Source organism: Streptomyces sp. B1866, assembly GCF_031932565.1.
Lineage (GTDB): Bacteria > Actinomycetota > Actinomycetes > Streptomycetales > Streptomycetaceae > Streptomyces.
This window is the reverse complement of the sequence record NZ_JAVSCF010000005.1, coordinates 1-19,345: the sequence shown is the minus strand read 5'-3', so window position 1 is coordinate 19,345 and position 19,345 is coordinate 1. Positions and strand designations below refer to the sequence as shown.

At 75.0% G+C, this 19,345-nt stretch carries 14 protein-coding genes; 3 read left to right on the top strand and 11 right to left on the bottom strand.

Features of this window, described 5'->3' with window-relative positions:
• Positions 1 to 32: 32 nt before the first annotated feature.
• From RKE29_RS01645 to RKE29_RS01615, 7 genes are all read right to left on the bottom strand, one after another.
• Entirely contained in the window at positions 33 to 1,076 is a 1,044-nt protein-coding gene (locus tag RKE29_RS01645; RefSeq protein ID WP_312003162.1) for a serine hydrolase domain-containing protein, read from the bottom strand.
• A gap of 137 nt (positions 1,077 to 1,213) precedes the next feature.
• A complete protein-coding gene (locus RKE29_RS01640; protein WP_312003198.1) occupies positions 1,214 to 2,353 on the bottom strand; it encodes a glycosyltransferase family 4 protein in 1,140 nt (379 codons plus the stop codon).
• A 5-nt stretch (positions 2,354 to 2,358) separates the two neighbouring features.
• Positions 2,359 to 2,913 carry a deoxycytidine triphosphate deaminase gene (locus tag RKE29_RS01635; RefSeq protein ID WP_312003161.1) on the bottom strand — a complete coding sequence of 185 codons (555 nt, stop codon included), beginning with the start codon at positions 2,911 to 2,913 and terminating at the stop codon, positions 2,359 to 2,361.
• On the bottom strand, positions 2,910 to 3,449 hold the full coding sequence (dcd, locus tag RKE29_RS01630; protein WP_312003160.1) for a dCTP deaminase: 540 nt from the start codon (positions 3,447 to 3,449) through the stop codon (positions 2,910 to 2,912). The genes RKE29_RS01635 and dcd overlap by 4 nt, the downstream gene beginning before the upstream one ends.
• Positions 3,446 to 4,705: a metallophosphoesterase gene (locus RKE29_RS01625; protein WP_312003159.1), complete on the bottom strand. Its 1,260-nt coding sequence runs from the start codon at positions 4,703 to 4,705 to the stop codon at positions 3,446 to 3,448. Before RKE29_RS01625 ends, dcd begins: the two co-directional genes overlap by 4 nt.
• Positions 4,702 to 5,985: a UDP-N-acetylglucosamine 1-carboxyvinyltransferase gene (locus tag RKE29_RS01620; RefSeq protein WP_312003197.1), complete on the bottom strand. Its 1,284-nt coding sequence runs from the start codon at positions 5,983 to 5,985 to the stop codon at positions 4,702 to 4,704. Before RKE29_RS01620 ends, RKE29_RS01625 begins: the two co-directional genes overlap by 4 nt.
• 39 nt (positions 5,986 to 6,024) lie before the next feature.
• Entirely contained in the window at positions 6,025 to 6,453 is a 429-nt protein-coding gene (locus tag RKE29_RS01615; RefSeq protein WP_312003158.1) for an ATP-binding protein, read from the bottom strand.
• Positions 6,454 to 6,629: 176 nt separating this feature from the next.
• Between RKE29_RS01615 and RKE29_RS01610 the strand changes: the two genes are divergently transcribed.
• The gene (locus tag RKE29_RS01610) at positions 6,630 to 7,901 is read left to right on the top strand and encodes a helix-turn-helix transcriptional regulator (protein ID WP_312003157.1); all 1,272 of its coding nucleotides are present in this window, start codon (positions 6,630 to 6,632) and stop codon (positions 7,899 to 7,901) included.
• A complete protein-coding gene (locus RKE29_RS01605) occupies positions 7,898 to 8,455 on the top strand; it encodes a flavoprotein (protein WP_312003156.1) in 558 nt (185 codons plus the stop codon). The genes RKE29_RS01610 and RKE29_RS01605 overlap by 4 nt, the downstream gene beginning before the upstream one ends.
• Positions 8,456 to 8,476: 21 nt before the next feature.
• On the opposite strand, the gene fxsT is transcribed toward RKE29_RS01605, so the two are convergent.
• The 4 genes from fxsT to RKE29_RS01585 form a co-directional block, all read right to left on the bottom strand.
• Positions 8,477 to 12,469, bottom strand: coding sequence for an FxSxx-COOH system tetratricopeptide repeat protein (gene fxsT / locus RKE29_RS01600; protein WP_312003155.1), 3,993 nt, complete (start codon positions 12,467 to 12,469; stop codon positions 8,477 to 8,479).
• Between the two features lie 298 nt (positions 12,470 to 12,767).
• Positions 12,768 to 13,979: a MoxR family ATPase gene (locus RKE29_RS01595; protein WP_312003154.1), complete on the bottom strand. Its 1,212-nt coding sequence runs from the start codon at positions 13,977 to 13,979 to the stop codon at positions 12,768 to 12,770.
• A gap of 1 nt (position 13,980) precedes the next feature.
• Positions 13,981 to 15,699: a trypsin-like peptidase domain-containing protein gene (locus tag RKE29_RS01590; protein ID WP_312003153.1), complete on the bottom strand. Its 1,719-nt coding sequence runs from the start codon at positions 15,697 to 15,699 to the stop codon at positions 13,981 to 13,983.
• Positions 15,699 to 16,187, bottom strand: coding sequence for a CU044_2847 family protein (locus tag RKE29_RS01585; protein WP_312003152.1), 489 nt, complete (start codon positions 16,185 to 16,187; stop codon positions 15,699 to 15,701). Before RKE29_RS01585 ends, RKE29_RS01590 begins: the two co-directional genes overlap by 1 nt.
• Before the next feature lie 905 nt (positions 16,188 to 17,092).
• Here RKE29_RS01585 and RKE29_RS01580 point away from each other — a divergent pair.
• On the top strand, positions 17,093 to 19,345 hold a 2,253-nt coding region (locus tag RKE29_RS01580; protein ID WP_312003151.1), incomplete at its 3' end, for a VWA domain-containing protein.

The window sequence follows — 19,345 nt, the reverse complement described above, 5'->3', positions numbered from 1 at the left end:
GGGCTCGGGCGTCGGCGCGGGGTGGGGCCGCCTCAGCCAAACGCGACGGCGCGGAAGGTGTTGCGGATGTCGGTCAGGGGTTGGCGGTCGCGGGTGTAGTAGAGCTTGTTGGTCAGGAGCACGGCCCAGCGTCCCCGTCGGGGTGAGATCCACATGCCGGTGCCGGTGAAGCCGTAGTGGACCCAGATGTCGTCGGCCGGGGCGGTGCCGGGGGCGGGATGCCAGAACAGGCCGCGTGCGGGTTCCAGGGTGCCGGTCTGGACGGTCAGCGACTCCCTGGTCCAGGCGGGGCCGAATCCGGCCCGCTCCGGGGCGGTGGTGGTGTTCAGCATGTGGCGCAGGAAGGCGGCGAGGTCGTCGAGGACGGTGAAGGCTCCGGCGATGCCGCACACTCCGCCCAGGAGCCGGGCGGAGAAGTCGTGGGCGGTGCCCTTGAGGTGGGTGTCGGTGTCCTGGTCCAGTTCGGTCGGGGCGCAGCGTGCGGCGATCTCGGGCGGCAGTGGTCCGTAGCGGGTGGTGTTCATGCCCAGGGGCTGCCAGGTGCGTTCCGTGGAGAGTCGGTCGAGGCTCTGGCCGGAGAGGTGTTCGGCGAGGTAGCCGAGGATGAGGGCGGCGCGGTCGGTGTACTCGACGGCCTGGCCGGGCGGTCGGTGCAGGGCTTCGTGGAGGACGCCGTCGCGGATGTCCCGCGGGTCGGTGCCGTACAGGTTTTTGAGTTGGGCGCGCAGCGGGACGCCGGCGGTGTGGGTCAGCAGGCGGCGGGCGGTCACCGCGGCCAGCGGGTGGCCTTCGGTCTCGGGCCAGAAGGTGCCGAGCGGCGCGTCGAGGTCGAGTTTGCCCTGCTCCCACAGGGTGCCGATGGAGGACCATACGGCGAGGATCTTGGTGAGGCTGGCGGCGTCGAAGACGGTGTCGCGCCGCATCGGGACGTCCGGCTCGTCGGGGTCGAGGGCTCCGGTGGCGCCGTGGGCGCGGGTTGCGGTGGCGTCGCCGACGGCCCATACGGCGCCGGGGTAGACCTTGTCGCGGACACCTTCGCTGAGGAGCTGGTGGATGCGGTCGGTGCGGTACGTCATGGTCTCCCTGTTCGCTGTGGGCGGCCCGCCGGGTCAGCGTAGTGACGCGGGCGGTGGTGGGGTGGGCAGCGGCGTGTCGGACGTCGGCTGCGGGACGGGGTGCTTCGTCTCGCGGGGTCTGTCTGCCGGGGTGGCGGTCACGGGCGCCAGGTTCGTGGGCCTGTTCGGGTGAGCTGGTGGCCGAGGTCGGTGAGGGCCTGGGCGGTCGCCGAGAGCGGGTAGCGGGCGGCGTTCGCGTGACCCGCCTGCCGTAGGGCGGCGAGCAGTCCGGGGGTGGTGCGTAACCGGTCCAGGTCGCGGGCGAGGGCGGCCGGGCGGGTGAAGTCGGTGGCCGTACCGGATGCGGCGAGGGTTTCGCTGAGGCCGGGTACGGGTTGGTAGAGGACGGGCAGGCCGCAGGCTTGGGCTTCCAGGGCCACCAGGCCCATGGCTTCCAGGGTGGTGGAGGGCACGACGAGTACGTCGTGTTCGGTGAACGCCTTCCACAGCCGGGGGCGGCTCAGCCAGCCGAGGTAGCGGGCCCGTACGCCGGTGCGCCGCAGCAGCGGGGCCAGCGCGTGGAACTGGTTTCCGGGGGCGGCGACGCCCAGTTCGACGCCCTGGACGAGGGCGAGGCTTTTGATCAGGGCCTCGGCGCCCTTCTCGGCGGTCAGCCTTCCGGCGTACAGCAGCCGCAGGTGGCTGGGCGAGGTGCGGGTGGTTCGGGGCGGCGGGTCGGTGAGCAGGCGGTCGGGGATGCCCCAGGGGATGCGGGTGATCTTTCGGTGGTCGGTGCGCGGGGCGAGCCCGAGGAGGCGGTCGGCCATCGCGCCGGTGGGTACCACGATGGCGTCCGTTGCCCTCGCCGTCTCGCGCAGGACCTGGAGCTGGTCGGGGTGTGCCTCGGCGAAGAGCAGGTCGGTGCCGTGGACCAGGGCGATCCTGGGGTGTGCGGGCAGGGCCCGCATCAGTGCCGGGGCGGCGCCGAAGGCGAGGTGCTGGAGGTGCAGGACGCCGATCCGGGCCGGGTCGATGGCGGCCGCGAGGGCCCTGCGCAGGGCCGTGACGTACCGGCCGAACGCGGGGCCCGCCAGGCACTTCCCGCGGGCGGGGAGGAGGCCGAGCCCGGCCGGGAGGCGGGGCCGGGGCCTCGCGGGGGCGAGCATGAAGGCGTGCGCGGGGATCAGGGGCGGGGCGCCGGTGTAGAGGTCGAGGAAGAGTTCGACGCTGCCGCCGGGGCTGCCCGCGGGCAGGTCCAGGAAGGTGGCGGCCAGCGGCCCGGGGACGGGGCTCACCATGGGGCTCACGAGCGGCCTCCTGTGATCTCTTCGTAGGGGCTGATCTCTTCGTAGAGGCGGGAGATGCCGATGCCGTCCGTGGCCGCGTACTTGCCGCGCTGTCGCTGGTAGCTGGCCGGGGCGCCGAAGGCGGTGAGGAAGACCAGCTTGCCGAAGGTCATGCCCGGATAGACGCGTACCGGCCGGGCGGCGCGGATCTCCAGGGTCCAGCGGATCGCGTGGCCCTGGTGCCCTAGCGGCGCGGAGACGTGGACCCAGATGCCCAGGGAGCCGGTGGTGCGGTCGCCGTTGAGCAGTTGCGCGTATGTCTCCGAGCAGGTCTGCTCCAGCGTGGCGCCGAGGTAGAGCACGCCGGGCTGGAGGACGAACCCGTCGGCGGGGAGGGGGCGTTCGGCGTACGGGGTGGGGGCGGCGGCATCCAGGTCGCCCTCGCAGACGCGGAGCGTGTCGCCGAGCCGCCAGTCGTAGGCGTTCGGGGAGAGGCGGGCGGGGTCGTACGGGTCGATGGTGATCTCGCCGGTCTGGATGGCCGCGGCGATGGCGGGGCCGGTGAGGATCACGAGGCGACCGCCCGGACACGTGCCGCGTCCTGCCAGTATCGGGAGGGCTGCGGGCCCGCGGAGGCTTGGTACTTGCCCGCGTAAAGCTCGACGGCGCCGGTGGAGACGAAGAACATGACCTGCCCGATCCGCATGCCCGCGTACACCCGCAACGGCCGGACCGGGGAGAGCATCAGCGTCCACTGCCCGTGGAAGCCGAGGTCGCCGATGGGCGCCGTGATCTCCACGAACAGCCCCAGTCGACCGACGGAGGAGCGGCCGAACAGCATCGGTACGAAGCTGTCGGAGCCGACCTGCTCGATCGTGTGGCCCAGGTACAGCTCGCCGGGCTGGAGCACGTACCCGTGGGTGCCGATCTCTTCGGTGTGGGTGGGGTTGGGCTGGTGGGCGTCGATGACCCGGGCGGTGTAGGTCAGCAGGGTGGGGCCGAGGCGGACGTTGTAGCTGTTGGGGTTGACCTGCTCGGGGTCGAAGGGGGTGATCGTCAGGCGTCCGTCGTGGGCGGCGGCGGTGATCTCGGGGCCGGTCAGGATCATCGGACACCTTCTTCGGGCTCGTCGGGCGGCGGGGTGGTGAGGGCGCGGCGGACGGCTTGGCCGAGCCCGGCGCGTGGGGTTCCCCCTGGCCGAGCGGTGCCAGGAGTTTGGGTCCGACCACTTCCGCTGAGGTAGGTGTCGGCGAGGTAGTCCGTGGTCAGTACGGACCGGACCTCCTTCGGCAGTGGCCGGGGCGCGATGGACAGGGGGCCGACCTGCCTGGCCAGGTGGGTCACGAAGGCGTGCGGATCTGCCGCGTACGCGCCGGGGAGGCGGGCGTGGACGAGCTGGTTGTCGAAGGGCTCGATGGCCAGTAGGTCGGAGAGGGTGAGCTGGTCGCCGAGTGGTGCGGGCCGCAGGGCGGTCTCGTTGAGGATCACCCCGTCGGTGCAGCACTCGGTGTGGAGCCGGTCGGTGATCTCCCGGAGGAGCCGGTGGCGGTCCAGCTCGGCGTTCCGGTAGGGCTCGTGTACGGGGCCGAGACGGGCGGCGAGCGTCCTGCCGACGTGGTCGATCTTTTCCGCGAGGAGGCTGAGTTCGTCCGGGAGGCGGCTGCCGCTGGGGAAGCACGCGCTGCGGGCGGCCCAGCCGTTCCCGACCGGCTCGGCGGTGGCGTACCCGACGCCGAGTTCGCGTCCCTTGACCACGAGCGTGTCGCCGACGCGCACGGGGCCGCAGGCGTCGGCGTGGCAGTGCCCGGAGAAGATGACGTCCGCGAACGGGCAGGCGGCGGCCAGCTTCAGGTCCTCGGCGAAGCCGGAGTGGGACAGCACGACCCAGGCGTCCGCGCGGTGGTGGTGTTCCAGCAGCACTTCGCGCAGGGCCTGGACAGGGTCGGTGACACGGTGTCCCACGCGCTGCCCGACGGGGATCGAGCGGAACGCGCGCGGGCTGATCACGGCCGTGACGGCGACTCGTCGGCCGCCGACGAGCGTGACGCGTACGCGGTCGAAGAGCGGCTTGCCGGTGTCGTCGGCCGCGTTGGCGCACACGGTCATCTCGCGCAGCCCCGGCTCGAAGTGGTGCGGCCAGCCGTGGTTTCCCGGCGCGAGCAGGTCGTACAGGCCCGTGAGGACCTCGCGCTCAATCCGCCCCTGGCCGATGCGGTAGTAGCCGCTGCCCTCGAAGAAGTCGCCGCAGTCCACGACCAGGCTGTGAGCTCTGGCGGCGTGGAGGTGGGCGAGCATGGGTGCGGACGAGCCGAAGGCGGAGTGGACATCGGTGGTGGCGGTGATCTGCCGGAGCCTGCGGCTCATGGGGTGACCTCGCAGATGTCGGCGCCCAGGGCGTGGAGCTTGACGGGCAGGTCGGCGTGGCCGCGCCGGAGCTGGTCGAGGCCGCCGAGGGTGGTGACGCCGCGAGCGGTGAGTCCGGCGACGAGCAGGGCCGAACCCGTACGGATGTCGGTGGCCTCCACTCCGGCGCCGGTCAGCCGCTGCGGGCCGGTGAGGCGGCACTGGGTCGGCGAGAGCGTATGGATCTCGGCTCCGAGGCGGGCGAACTGGGGCAGCAGGTTGCCGTGCCGACCGGGGTTGATGGCGTCGGCGAACAAGTGGGTGCCGGGGTATCCGAGGGCGAGGGCCATCAGCGGTGGCTCGAAGTCGGCGTCCAGGCCGCCGGGAGCCAGGGAGGCGATGGCCCGCAGTGGCCGCCCGGTGGGCATGGTGTCGCGGGCCTGGACGCTGATCCCGTCCTCCTCGGTGCCGACGGGTACGCCGAGCCAGCGCAGGGCGGTGACCAGAGGCGCGACGTCTTCGCCGCGCACGCCGCGGATACGCGCGTCGCCGCCGGTCGCCGCGACCGCGCAGGCCAGCGTGGCCGCCTCGACCTTGTCGCCCGGCACCTGCCAGGCGACGGGCTCCTCCAGGACGGACGGCGGCGGAGCGAGGGCCAGGACCTGCTCGCTGACCCGGCACTGCCACCCGGCCGCCCGTAACGCCTGCACGACGCTGAGCACTTCGGGTGAGAGATTGGGCTGGCCCAGCCGCAGCGGCCGTCCGGCGACGGCGGCACGCAGGACAGCGGCGACGCTCGCTCCCCGGGACCGGAAGGGCAGCACGATCGACACCGGCCCGCTCCGGCCCACGGCGGCTTCCACGCGATAGCCGTGGTCGTCGACGACCGTGCGGTCACCGAAGCCCTCGTAGACCTTGAAGTGCTGCTCCATCCCGCGTTCCCCGATCCGGCAGCCGCCCGGCCAGGGCAGCCGGGCCCACCCGTACGCGCCCAGCAGGGCGGGCACGAGGTAGTACGACGCCCGGATGCGTGCGGCGACCTCGGGGTCGGGCTCCGGACGTGACGCGCCGCTCGGCGAGATCACCGTGGCGTGCGGCTCCCCGACGGACCGTGTCGCGTGCCAGCCAGCCTGCTGAAGCAGGGTGAGCATCGTCTCGACATCCGTGTTGGCCGGGACGTTGGCGAGGTGCACCGGGCGGTGCAGCGCCGCGGCGGCGGCCAGCAGGGGCAGGGCCGCGTTCTTGGAGCCGTCGACGGTCACGGATCCGGCGAGGGGGTTGCCGGGGCGGACGGCGACCACTTCAGCAGCGACTGGGGGAATCCGTACGGCGGTCAAATGTCAACTCCTCTGCGAGGGGATGTTCTGCGCGGGCGAGAGCGAGGCGTCGATCGCGAATTCGGCCCAGCACCGCTTACCGGACGGTGTGGGATCGAATCCGTGGCGATCGGCGAGTGCGGCGACGAGGAACAGGCCGCGTCCGCTCACCGCCTCGGTGTCGGGCAGGCCGACCCGCGGGAGGACGGAACCGGCGTCCGTCACCTCGATCCGCAGACCGTCGTCACTGAGGCGGGCGCCGACCCAGATCGGCCCGTCCCCGGCGTGCAGTACGGCGTTCGCGATCAGCTCCGCGGCCACCAGCTCAGCCCTGTCCAGGAGTTCCGGACCGAAGGTGTTCCAGACCCGTAAAACGTCCGTGAGCTGGCGCCGCGCGGACACGGCGGCGGCGGGTGTGCCGGAGACGGGCAGACGGATCTGGTGCACTTCCACGAGTGGCCTCCTGGATCGGGGCGGCCACTCCACGCAACCTCTCCCAGGGCGAGCCGGGCCAGGACGTGTGCCGGGCCCGCATCATTCATGCAGGAGCTGCATCACGGCCGATCGCGTCTCCGTTACTGTCGGTTGGGCAGGCAGGATCGGCGACGGCGGGAGGAGCCGTGGCACAGATGGCCGAAGAGCGAAGCGAAGCGAGACGGATCGGCGAGGTGATCCGTCAGGCACGTCTCTTACAACGGCGTTCGCAGAAGGACGTCGCCGCCGCGCTGGGGTACCACCAGTCGAAGATGAGCCGCCTGGAAGGCGGGCGAGGCACTGAAGACGTCCGCGTGCTGCGCGAGGTCGCGCAGGTCCTGGGCATCCCGCCGCACCGCCTCGGTCTGGCCGCCGTTTCGGACGCCAGGCCCTCCGACTCCGAGACAGAGGACATGCACCGCCGTTCCTTCCTCGCCGCCGGCCTCGCCGCGCTCCCGGCACCGGCCACCCCCACCGCCGCACACCAGGACCTGGTCCGGGCCCTCCTCCCCGGGTCGGACCTCGCCGCCGCGGGTCCGGTGCCCGAGCCGGGAAATCTACGGAACCGGGTCACGGCCGTACGCCGCCTGTTCCACACCTGCGACTACGCGCGGCTGGAGCGCACACTGCCCGGACTGATCGGGCAGCTACGGCAGGCCATCGGCGACGAGCCCGGCTCCTCCGACCTGTCCGGACTGCTGGCTACGGCGTACCAGACCTCGGCGAGCCTGCTGCTCAAGCAGGGCGACCAGGGCAGCGTGTGGCTCGCGGTGGGCCGGGCCATGGCCGAGGCCGAGCGCTCCGGCGATCCTGTAGTCCTCGCCTCCAGTGTCCGCGTACACGCCCACGCCCTCGTCCGCGGCGGCCACCCCGCCCAGGCCGTCACCCTCGTCCGCCACACCGCCGACCGGCTCACGGGCTCGTACGACCAGCGCTCCCCGCACTACCTCGCGGCGCTCGGCCTGCTGCTCCTGCGCGGCTCCACCGCCGCCAGCAGGGGCGGCGACCGCTCCGCCAACCAGGACTTCCTCACCGAGGCCAAGGAGGTCGCCAGCCACGTCGCGCTCGACAGCCCCGGCGCCTGGGCCAGCTTCAGCCCGACGAACGTCGCCCTACACGAACTCAGCGCGGCGGTTGCCTTCGGGGACGCGGGCGTCGCCTTGGAGACCGCCCGCCCTCTCATGCGCCGACACATCCCCGTACCCGAGCGCCGTGCTGCCTTGTGGGTCGAGGCCGCCCGCGCCTACAGCCAGCAGGGCCGCCTGGCCGACGGCTACCAGGCGCTGCGCATCGCCGAGAGCTGCGCGGCCCAGGACATCCGCCGCCCAGCCGTCCGGGAACTGGTCGCCGACATGGCCGCCCGCGACCGCCGCCGCAGCCTGCCCGGACTGCACCACCTCAGCCGTCAACTGGGAGTCCCCGCGTGAGTGACCAGTCCGACCAGCTGCCCGGCAAGCCCTTCCTGTACGTCGTCGTGTGCGCGGCCGGGATCGCCGCCGACGTCGGCAGGCTGATCGCCGCCGCCCAGGAGGCGGGCTGGGACGTGGGCGTCGTCGCCACCCCGCAGGGGCTCGGCTTCATCGACGCGGCGGCCGTCGAGGAGCAGACCGGCTACCCCATCCGCTCGGCCTGGCGCCTGCCCGGCGACCCGCGCCCGCTGCCGCCGCCCGACGCCATCGCCGTCGCCCCGGCCACGTTCAACACGATCAACAAGTGGGCCGCGGGCATCTCCGACACCCTCGCTCTGGGAGTCGTGTGCGAGGCGTACGGCCTCGGCGTACCCGTAGCGGTCCTGCCGTACCTGAACGCCGCGCAGGCGGCCCACCCCGCCTACGGGGACAGCCTGGCGCGGCTGCGCGGCATGGGCGTCCTGATCGGCTCGTACGAACCCCACCAGCCCAAGGCCGGCGGCGGGGCCGACCGCTTCCGGTGGGAGGAGGCGCTGGACCTGCTCACCCCCAGGGTGGCGGGGCGGACGTAACGGGCCACGGGGACGCGCGGGTCAGCGCTGTCGTCGGTGCCGCGCGCGGGCCGCTGACAGGCCGGTGCGGAGGGTGCGGGTCACCGGGTGGGCCGGGCCCAGGGCGCGTTCGGCGGTGTCCAGGGCGCGCTCGTACAGCGGCAGGGCCAGACCCCCGCTCCCGGCCGCCGCGTGGGCTCCCGCCAGGCGGCCGCGGGCGAGCAGCGTCTCGGGGTGCTCCTCGCCGAGGAGGCTTCCGCGGTCGTCGGCGGACTGCTGGTAGAGCCGTACGGCCTGCCGCGGGTCACCGGCCGCCTGGTACGCCTCGGCGAGGTTGTCGCGGGCGGTGAGGGTGTCGGCGTGGTCGGGGCCGAGCAGGCGTTCGCGCTGCGCCAGGGTGCGGTCGTACAGGCGGACGGCCCGGGTCAGGTCGCCTGCCGCGCGGTAGGAGGCGGCCAGGTTGTCCCGGGTGACGAGCGTGTTGCGGTGGGTGGGGCCCAGGACGCGCTCGCTGGTGGCCAGGGTGTTCTCGTACAGCGGAATGGCCTGGTCGTGGTCGCTGTCGGAGGCGTACGCGTGGGCGAGGTTGTTGCGCGCGGCCAGGGTGTCGGGGTGCTGGCCGCCGAGGGTGGTCTCGCGGTCGGCCAGCGTGCGGCGCAGCAGTTCCAGCGCCGGGCCGCGCGCCCCGGCCGCCCGGTAGGCCGCCGCGAGGCTGCCGCGCGAGACGAGGGTGTCGGGGTGGACCTGGCCCAGGACGGTCTCGCGGGCGGCGAGCGTGCGCTCGTACACGGCGATGGCCCGGTTGAGGAACCCGGCCACGCGGTAGACGTCCGCCAGGTTGTTGCGCGCGGCCAGCGTCGGTACGCCGACGTCGCCGTGCACGCGGGCCGAGGAGTCCGCGGCGCGCTCGGCGTACGCGACGGCCAGGTTCAGGTGGCCCTGGCTGACCAGGAACTGCGAGGTCCGGTGCAGGACGTGGCAGATGTCCGCGCTGTCCTGGGCCGGGTCGGAGTGGTCTGTGTGGTCGGCGAGCGCGGCGATGTGCGGCAGCAGCGCGCGCCAGGTCGGCCAGTGCTCGGGGTGCGCGGGCGGGTTGCCGGGCGGCAGGGCGGCGCGCAGGGCGGTGGCGGCGGCGGCGCGGGCCCGGGTGACGGCGTCCGGGGTGCGGTACGGGTCGTCGGGGTCGGGGGTGCGGAGGATTTCCTGAAGGAGGGGGTGGACGGCGGCTGTGTCCCTGACGGTGCTGGTCAGGGCGTATCCGGCGCATTCGCGCAGGGTCGCGTCCACCGTCTGGGGGTCGTCCAGGCGGCGCAGCAGGTCGAGGGGGATGGCGTCCGGGCCGAACCAGGCCATGGCGCGCAACAGGCTGGGGGCGGGTGGCACAGGGGGGTCGAGGTCGTCCAGGACGGCGCGCACCACGGTCGCCACGGTGCCGCGTGGGTCCGCCGCGCGCCGGTCGCCGGTGAACTCGCCGTGGGGGACCCGGTGGTGCCGGAAGTACCGGCCCGCGTAGGTGAGGGCGAGCGGCAGGTCTCCCAGTTCCGCGGCGAGCCGCTGGGCGGCCCACCGCTCGTCGAACTGCCGTGGACCGGCGAGCTGGTGCAGGAGCGTGGCAGCCTCGGACCTCGGCAGGGGGTCCAGGTCCGTGGCGCGGAAGGTGGGGGCGCGCCAGCCGGGGCGCTGGGAGGTGACCAGGCAGTGGCCGCCGGGCAGCCAGGGCAGGTGCGGGGCCAAGTCCTCCGGGTCGCGGGCGTTGTCGAACACCAGCAGCCAGCCCCGGTGGGACTTGAGCCAGGCGACGGCCCACTCGGCCAGGGTCGCGCTGGGGACCGCCGCGGTGCCGGTCGCCGCGTTGAGCCGGGTGGCGAGCCGCGCCAGGGACTCCGTGATCGTCTCGGGGCTGCTCGCGTCGATCCACCAGGTCAGCTGGCGGCGCGACAGGTGCCGACGGGCGTGGTGCAGCGCCAGCGTGGTCTTGCCGACTCCGCTCCGGCCACATATGACATGGGCGACCGTCAACTCTTTGTCGGGCTGGCCCATGGCTCGTTCGAGTGCCGCCAGTTCGCTGTCGCGGCCGACGAACTCCCAGGGGGTCAGAAGCGGCAGGTTGTTCAGCAGCCGGGGCCCGGGCACGCGCTCCGGCAGCGGCAGGCCCGTACGCAGGCAGATCATGCCGACGTCCGGCGCGGGCCCCGCCGCCGACTCCGGCGGTCCGGCCGGGCGGCCCTGGTCCCACTCCCCCGGCGCCACCGTCGGCACCCGCGCGGGCATGCCGGGCTCGGCGGGCGAGGGTCCGGGGCGGGCGGTCCGTGGCAGGGCCGCCGGGCCGAGCGGCTTCGGCAGGCCGGTCGGGGCGGTCGGGGCTGCCGCGTCCGGCGCGGGGCCCGTACGGTCCGTACCGGCCGTACGCGGTTCGTCCGGTCGGGATCTGTCCGCACGCGCGGGCGCCTCCGGGTCCAGCACCGGGATCGCCGTACGGTTCAGCAGGCTCAGCGCCTCCTGGCTGACCAGCGCGAACGGCCGCTCCTCCGCGCCGGAGTACCGGTCCCCGGTGCCCGGGGCCACCCGCATCAGCGCCCGGAAGATGCGGGACGCCGAGCCCGCCCGTTCCTGGATCTCCCGCGAGACCTCCGTCAGCACCTCGGCGGTGGCCTGCGACTCCGCGCGTGGCAGCGTCGCCAGCAGTGCGGCGCGGGCGCCGGGCACGAAGTCGTACAGGCCCAGGTCCGCGTCGAGCGGGTACAGCAGGCCGCTGAGCAGCACCTCGGCCAGGTCGCTCGGCCGGGACGCGGGCAGCACGCGGCGGCGGATGAGCTGCATGACCGGCAGGGCGGGGACGGACACGGCCAGGTGGCCGGCGAGTTCGGCCGCGTACCGGGAGGCGACCGCGTGGAAGCGGCGCACGCGCTCGGTGACGGGCAGCTCCCGCTCGGCCGTCAGCGGTTCGGACGGCTGCCGGTGCCGGTCCTGGACGTAGGTGACGGCGGTGTCCCGGCCGTCGGTGCCCGAGGCGCTGACCAGCAGCGCCCAGTCGGCGAGCCAGTCGGCGGACGGCTCAAGGACCGGCACGGGCACGGCACCGGGCCGGGCACGGGCCCGCTCGTGGTGCGGGGTGAAGCGCAGCGCGGTGTTGGGGGTGCCCGGGCGGCCCGCGGCGGCGCGGCCGGGGACGGTGGGCGCGGCGGTGCGCCGCCACAGGCGTTCGGGCAGCGGCTGGAGGATGGCGGTGGGCCCGTTCGACGCCCACCGGTGCAGGGCGGGGCCGACCCGGCCCTCCCACCAGTGGGGACCCGAGCAGTCGCTCAGCACCAGCAGCGCGCGGCGGCCGGCCGGGTCGAGCAGGGCGGCCGGGTCGACGGCCGCGCCGTGCGGGGTGTGGCGCACGCCGACCGCGCCGCCGAGGTCCGCCAGGTGCCACAGCCGTACGTCCTGGAAGGCGCCCGTGCGCAGCAGGGCCTCGCGCAGCTCCCAGGCCAGCGGCTGCCAGACGCGCATGGCCGGGCCGGTGTCGAGGACCAGCGCCAGGCTCAGCCACCGCTCGCGCGAGGGGACGAGTACGGGGGCCCAGGGGCGCACGTCGGGGCGTTCGGCCGCGCGCGCGGCGGTGGCCGCCTCGTCCAGCACCAGGCGGCGGCGGGAGGCGACGCGGCGCTTCAGCGGCCGTAAGGCGCGCTGGATCTCCAGCGGGCGCCGCAGCATGGGCGCGGTGGGCACCCGCACGTCGCCCGCGTCCAGGTCGGGGTCCGGCGCGGGACGCGGCATGCGCAGCGGCGCGGCGGGCTCGGGCGGCGGCGGGGTGTCCGGCGGGCGGGCGGCGGCGGGGTCGGGCGGGGCTGGGGTCGGAGGGACGGTCTCCGTTGGCATGTCGGCCCGCGCGGGCGGCGGCTGCGCCGGGGGCGGGGGCTCGGCGGGGGGCGGCTCGTCGTCGGCGCCGGGCGGCAGGTGCTGGGCGAGCCACAGCATTTCGGCGAGTTCGCGCGGGGTGACGGACGGGCCGAGCGCCTGGAGGGCGTCCCGCAGCCGCCCGAGCGTCATCCCGGCCGCCCGGGTGGGGGTGCCACGGTCCGGCGGGAGGCCGGGGGTTGGCGGGGGGCTACGGGTTGGCGGGGGGCTACGGGCTGTCTGGTGAGCGGCGTGCGCCCTGGGGCCGTCCGCTGCTCGTACGGCACGGCACGCGCGGGCGCCACACGCGCGCACGGCACCGGCACGCCACGCGCGTACGGCGCAACCCGTCCGTACGGCACCGGCACGCCACGCGCGTACCGCACCGCCCGTTCCCCTCCGAAGGTCGCCCCCACCGGCCCGCCCCCTGCTCCCCTACCGCCGACTCCTCCTAGTCTTCCTCGTGTTCGGTCTCCGCGCTCAGGAACGGCATCACCTGGTCGGCGAGTTGGTACGCGTCCTGCGGCCGGTCGCTGAGCACCGCGTGGTGGCACAGGTAGACCGCGTTCAGCAGCTGGTCGTTGGCCAGCAGGCCGCTGTCGCGGCGCCGGTAGAAACGCTCGACCAGCTGACGCGCCTGCTCGGGCAGTTCCGCGTCGGCGGCGTCGCCGTCGTCCGGGAGGCCGAGCACGCCGCCGAGGTGCTGGGCGACGATGGCGGTGAGCTCGGGGAGGCCGGCGGGCTGGCGCAGCTTCAGCGACACGCAGCGGCGCAGGAAGGCTGGAGGGAACTCCCGTTCGCCGTTGCTCGTCATGATCACCAGCGGGAAGGCGTGGCAGGTGACCGTGCCGTCGGCGATCTCCGCGCGCCCGGTGGTGCTGTCGGCGGTCATCACCGTGGCGCCGCCGGCCTCGCGCCGGGCCAGTTCCACGATGTCGTACGACCCCTTCTCGAAGACCGTGAGGAGGTCGCCCGGCAGGTCGATGTCGCTCTTGTCTATCTCGTCGATGAGCAGGACGCGGGGCCGCTCGTACGGCAGCAGGGCGGTGCCGAGCGGGCCGAGGCGGATGTAGCGGCCGATGTCGTCCTCGGGGCCGGAGTCGGGGCCGGGGCCAGGGCCGTCCGCGCCGCCGCCGGGCCGGCCCTGGGCGTACAGCCGGGTCAGCGGGTCGTACTGGTAGAGGCCGTCCTGGAGGGTGGTCCGGCTGGTGATCGGCCAGTGCAGCACCGGGCCCAGCTTCAGCTCGTGCGCCACCGCGTAGGCGAGGGTGGACTTGCCGGTGCCGGGCGGGCCGGTGACCAGCAGCGGGCGGCGCAGGTACAGCGCGGCGTTGACGTGCCGTACGGCGTCCGGGTGGGGCCGGTAGCTGGCGGCGGCGTGCTCGTTGCCGGAGCCGCCGGGCGGGCGGTCCTGGAGGGGGCCGCCGTCGAAGCGCCGCCAGGGAGGCGGGTCGGGGAGGTGGTCGATGCCGTCGTGCTGGACGCGGCCGCCGTTGTAGATCAGCCAGTCGGCCGCACGCGCGTCCGCCGCCGGGGCAGGCGGCGGGGTCGGCGGCGGGCCGTCCCGCCGGTCGCGCCGGCCGGGCCGCCGGCCCTGGGCGCGGCCCGCCCCGTCCGGTGAGCGGCCCGGTCCGCCGGGCCTGCCTGGGGTGTCCCCTGCCATGTCAGGCCCGTCCCATCGCCAGCGGAGGGACGGAGTGGCGGTCCGGGTCGTCCCAGTACAGCGTCAGCCTGCGGCCGCAGTGGTCCTCGCCGCCCCGCCTGGGCGACCACGCCTCCTTGCGCAGCCGCTCCACGCCCACCGGCAGCTGGTCCGGTGTCAGTCCGGCCAGCGCGTCGCCCAGGGTGTCCCAGAACGCTTCGGGGGCGCAGTGGTCGTGCCCGGGGTCCGGGCACGGCCCGCGCCGCCACAGCATGACCGGAACGCCCAGGTGCAGGGCCTCCGACAGCCAGTCGGGGTGCGGGCTGGACGCGTAGACCAGCGCGTACGACGGCTCGCCTTCGAGCCAGTTGCCGAACTCGGTGGGGCCCCACTTCTCCCGGCAGTCGACGCCCTGGAACGCGGTGGCGCCGCCCTCGAACAGCGCCCGCCACCGCTTGCGCAGCAGTCCGGACACGCCGTTCCTCAGGTTGGCCCGGTCCACGTGCCGGACGACCAGGGGGACCGATCGCAGCACGCGCGGGCGAGTGCCCGGCTCACGCGCGTACCAGTCCTCGAAGGGCTTGTCGAGCAGGCTTTCCGGCACGGCGAACTCGAACATCCAGTCCATGTCGTGGATTTCGCGCACCCGCGCGCCCAGTGCCTTCTCCACCTTCGCCTGCACCTGGTCCGGGCGCACCCGCACCGGCCCGGTACGGCCGACGAGGTCGCCGTCGACCAGGGTGTCCACGGTCAGGTTGAGGCTGGCGCCGCGGGTCAGCGGCTCCAGCCGTACGACGACGGAGGCGGCGGGCGGGGCGAGCGGCGGCTCGGGCGCGGCGGGCGCGGGCAGGCAGCGGCGGGTCCAGTCGCGCAGGGCCGTCCTGACGTCCGCGTCGCCCAGGTGCGGGCCGAGGCCGCGCAGGAAGCGGTGCAGCCGGTCCTCGGCCGGGCCCGCCTGCTCGGCGACGTACCGGACGGCCTCCCACGGCGAGTCGAACCGCGGCAGGCTGCGGCCCGGCGGGAGGCGCAGCGCCTGCCGTACGACCAGATCCAGCCGGCCGGCGGGCGGCGCGGCGTCCGCGAGCAGGACGCGCAGCGACCGGCGCGACGCGCGCGGCAGCCAGTCGAGGTCGAGCAGGTCGTCCAGGTCCGGCCAGTGCCGGCGCAGGGTGGCGAGCGGCAGGACGCGCCCGAGGTAGCCGCCGCGCTCGTCGTCCAGCACCGCGTCGGTCACCATGCCCGCGACCTCGCCGGTGACCGGGTGGTAGACGGCGGCGCCGCTGAACCCCTCGTCCAGGCGGCGCAGGTGGGCCTGTGCGACGTCGGCCTCCTGCCACTCGCCGCCCAGCACGCGGTCGGCGCTGGTGTGCAGGGTGACATGCGTGCCGCTGCGCTCGTTGGCGTACGGGAAGCCGAGCGCGCGCAGTTCGTGGTGCTGCCGGGCGGCGGTGGGCCGCAGGCTGTCGAGCGGGGCGAAGGCGCAGGGGCCGGGTACGGGCGCGGGGTCGGCCAGTTCGAGGACGGCGAGGTCGCCGGGGTCGCCCGTGGCCTGCCACGGGCCGCGCCACACCACCGTGGCCGGCAGGTCCTCGGCCGCGCCGGGGAAGGCCACGCGCGCCTCGGTGAGTCCGGCCACGACGTGCGCGCAGGTGAGCAGGCGGGTGGCGGTGACGAGGAAGGCGGCGCCGCGGGTGCGGCCGGTGGCGGTGTCGACGCGGGCCCGCCAGTGCAGGGCCGCCACTAGCGGGCACCGTTCGGGGCGGTGGAGGCAGGGGGCGTTCGGCCGGGACCTGTCGGCCCCGGGTCGGCTTGGTCCGGGTTCGCTTGGCCGGGGTCCGCCGGGGTGCCGGTGGCGTCCGGGGCCGTACGGTCGCCGTCGCCGTCGTCGGGGGCCGTGGGACCGCCGTCGGCGGCGGACCGGGTCCAGGTGAGCCGGACGGCGAGGTGGCCCTCGGTGGAGGTCTTGGCGATGACCGCGCCCACGCTCGCGTTGAGCTTGACGCCGAACTCCAGCGAGACCTCGTCGGGGGCCAGGGCCTTGTCGCGGAAGGTGCGCAGGGCCGACACGGCGGCGGCGCGCACGTTGTCCAGGGCCTCCTCGAAGCGGCCCCGGGCGTCGGTGAGGCCGTCGTCCGAGCGGCGCGACACCGACCGGTAGCCGGGGTCCCGGTCGTCTACCTCCACCACGACCGGCCCGTGCTCGGTTTGCCAGCGCAGTAACTCGTTCATGTGTATGCGGCCCCCCATCTGTTTCTTCCGCGCACCCTGAGGCGGGCCGCGGGAAACCAGGCGGTAAAAGTAGCAACAACGCGTGGGAAGCGCACCGGGGCCGCGGCGCCGCGAGGTCACGATTGGGGCACCGCGGACCGGCCGGCCGATGATCTTCGGCGAACTCTCCGGCGGGCCGCGGACGGGCGGCGAATTCACGGGCGCGGCGTACGCGTTACCGTCCTTTAGCCTCGCAAGTACAGGCGATGTCACGAGGGTGGCACAAGAAGGTCAACGCCTTGCAGGCACCGCGGCACGGCCCTACGGTTCTGTAAGCCGACCTGCCCACCGGAGAGGGAAGGTGGCCCGGGGCGTGAATGGCATATCCGAGTCGGGTAATTCTCTTTCCAGTGGTCACGGCCGCTGGCAGGCCGACCGTCGGCCCTGGTCCACGCGGTCCCGTCCGTCTCTTTCCGTGCCGCACGGCGGTCGGCGCGGCGGCGTACCGCCTGACCGGCACGCCGGAACGGGCGGCGGGTCGGCCCGTATGTGTAAACGGTTACATCCGGCGGGCGGGATGCGCCGCCATCCTGTCCTGACAACACCGCCATACGCCCTGAGCGTGACACGCGTGCCCTGGTCGCGGCATCACCCGCCCGGCCTCGGTGCCGCCGTGACAGTCCGATCGGTCCGCACAGTCCTTACCGCCTCCGCCGTCCTTACCGTCCGCCGCCCTCCGCTCCCGTCCACCGGCCTCCATCTGCGTCGCCGCCCTTCACCGTCCTTCGCCTCCAGGCAATTGTTCGCCTTTCACCCTTCCGCGAATCCCATGAAAGACCATGTGGTTACCAGCCAAAGACCCGGCCGGCGCTGACGGCGCCACAGCCGCCCGTCCCGCCGCCCGCCGCGCCGCGCGGTGCGCGGTCGTGGCGGGCCTGCTCGGATGCCTCGCGTTCGCGCCGCTTCCGGCCTCCCCGGCCTCGTACGCCGGAGCGCAGGCCGCGCACACCGGCGCGCACGCGCAATCGAGCGCCCCCCGCGCGCTCGCAGCCGCCCCCGCCGCCGCCCAGGCGGGCCGCGCGGACCTGGCGGACCGGTCGGACCTGGCGGACCGGTCGGACCTGGCGGACCGGTCGGACCTGGCGGACCGGTCGGACCTGGCGCGCGTGGCGGACCGCGCCGACGACGGCGACCAGGGCCCGGCCCCGCTCGACTTCGCGATCGTCGTGGACCAGTCCGCGAGCCTCACGGCGAAGGACCTGGCCCGCGAGGTGGAGGCCGCCGCGCTGATCGCCCAGGGCGAGATATCCGACCGGTCGCGCGCGGCGGTCATCGGCTTCGGCAGCGCGGAGAAGCCCGGCCAGTCGGCCGTCGACGAGGTCTGCGGCCTCACCGCCCTCGACGCCGCGGGCCGCCAGGAGCTGAGCGACTGCGTGCAGCGGCTCGCCCGCCCCGACCGCCGCCGCATCGGCCCCGGCACCGACTTCCCGGCCGCCATCCGGCAGGCCGTCACCCGGCTGACCGCCGACGGCGGGGACGGCGGGGACGGCGCGAGCCGCGCGCCCAAGGTGGTCTTCCTGCTCACCGACGGCAGGCTCGACGTCGGCGACAGCGTCAACTACGGCAAGGACAAGGACCCCGCCGGGCGGCAGCGGCAGGGCGAGCGGGTGCTGGCCGCCGAACTGCGCCGGGCGCGCGACGCGCAGGTGCAGATCTGGCCGCTCGGCTTCGGCCGCGACCTGGACCAGGCTTCCTTGAGGTCCATGGCGGCGGGCGGCTACCGCAACGGCTGCGCGAACCTGCCCGACGCCACCCCGCGCGTGCGGGTCGTGGCGGGCTCCGCCGATCTGGAGCAGGCGCTGCGCGAGACGTTCGGCAAGGCCCGGTGCGCCGGGGTGTCGGAGAGCGACTTCGGCCGGCCGCCGACGGACCTGCACGTGACGATCCCCGCCGTCGCGGCCGACGGCACGATCACCGTGGCCAAGCACGACCCGGCCGTCCGCGTCACCTACTACGACCCGAAGGGCCGCCAGGTCCCGCCGAGCGGCGAGAAGTACGGTTCGCGCTACGAGCTGAGCGGCCGGCAGGGGCCGGTGGAGGCGCTGCGGGTGCGCGACCCGCTGCCCGGCACCTGGCGGGTGCGCCTGGCGGCGGCCGACGGCCACCGCGCCCAGGTGGCGTCGGCCAGCGCCATCTGGCAGGGCAGGCTGCGGTCGGTGGTCACGCTCGACCCGCCGTCGCCGCGCCCCGGCGAGAGCGCGGTGATCGAGGCGTGGATGCAGACCCGGGACGACCAGGCGGTCGGCGGCGGGCTCGCGGGCGTACGGGCCGCGGCCCGCTTCGAGGGCGGCGGCTTCGCGCCGATCCGCGTGGACCTGCGCGACGACGGCGCGGCGCCCGACGAGCGCGCTGGCGACGGGCACTTCACCGGCCGGGTCGCCGTGCCGCGCACCGCCACCGGCGCCCTGCGGCTGACCAGCGAGATGGCCGCGCCCGGCGTGACCGGCGAGGAGCGGCCGTACCTGGGCGAGTTCAGCCGCGGGCCGCGGGCCCTGGCGGCCACCGTCACGCTGGACCAGACCTCCGTGCACCCGGGCGGGACGGTCACCGGCACCCTGGACGCCACCAGCCGCGACGGCCGCCCGCACACGCTGCGCCTGGCTCTGGAGGACCAGTCGGGCGGGGCGGCGGTGCGGATCAGCCCGGGGACGGTGCGGGTGGCACCCGGCCCGAGCCAGTCCTTCCGCCTCCGCGTCTCCTTCGGTCCCGGCGTGCCGCTGGGCGGGGCCGGCGGCAAGATCACCGTCATCGACGCCACGGACGGCGGCCGCCGGGTCCGCGACACGCCCCTGGCCGTCACCGTCGACACGCCGCCCACCTGGTGGGACCGCTGGTGGTGGGCGACGGTCGCGGGCGGCGCCGTGCTGCTGCTGCTCGCGCTCGTGACGGCCGTACGGGTGTGGGCCGGGCTCCGCGGGCGCGAGCTGGACGGCCTGGTCCTCGAACTGCGCCGGGACGGCGCGCTCGCGGACGAGCTGCGGGTGCGCGGCAGCCGGGTGCGCGTCCAGCACTTCACCGTCGAGGACGCCCGCGGCCCCCGGCCCGGGCTGCGCGCCCGCCGCGGCGGCTCGGCCGGGGCGTACGCGCTGCGCCGCGACCGCGGCGGCGCGCTGACGGTC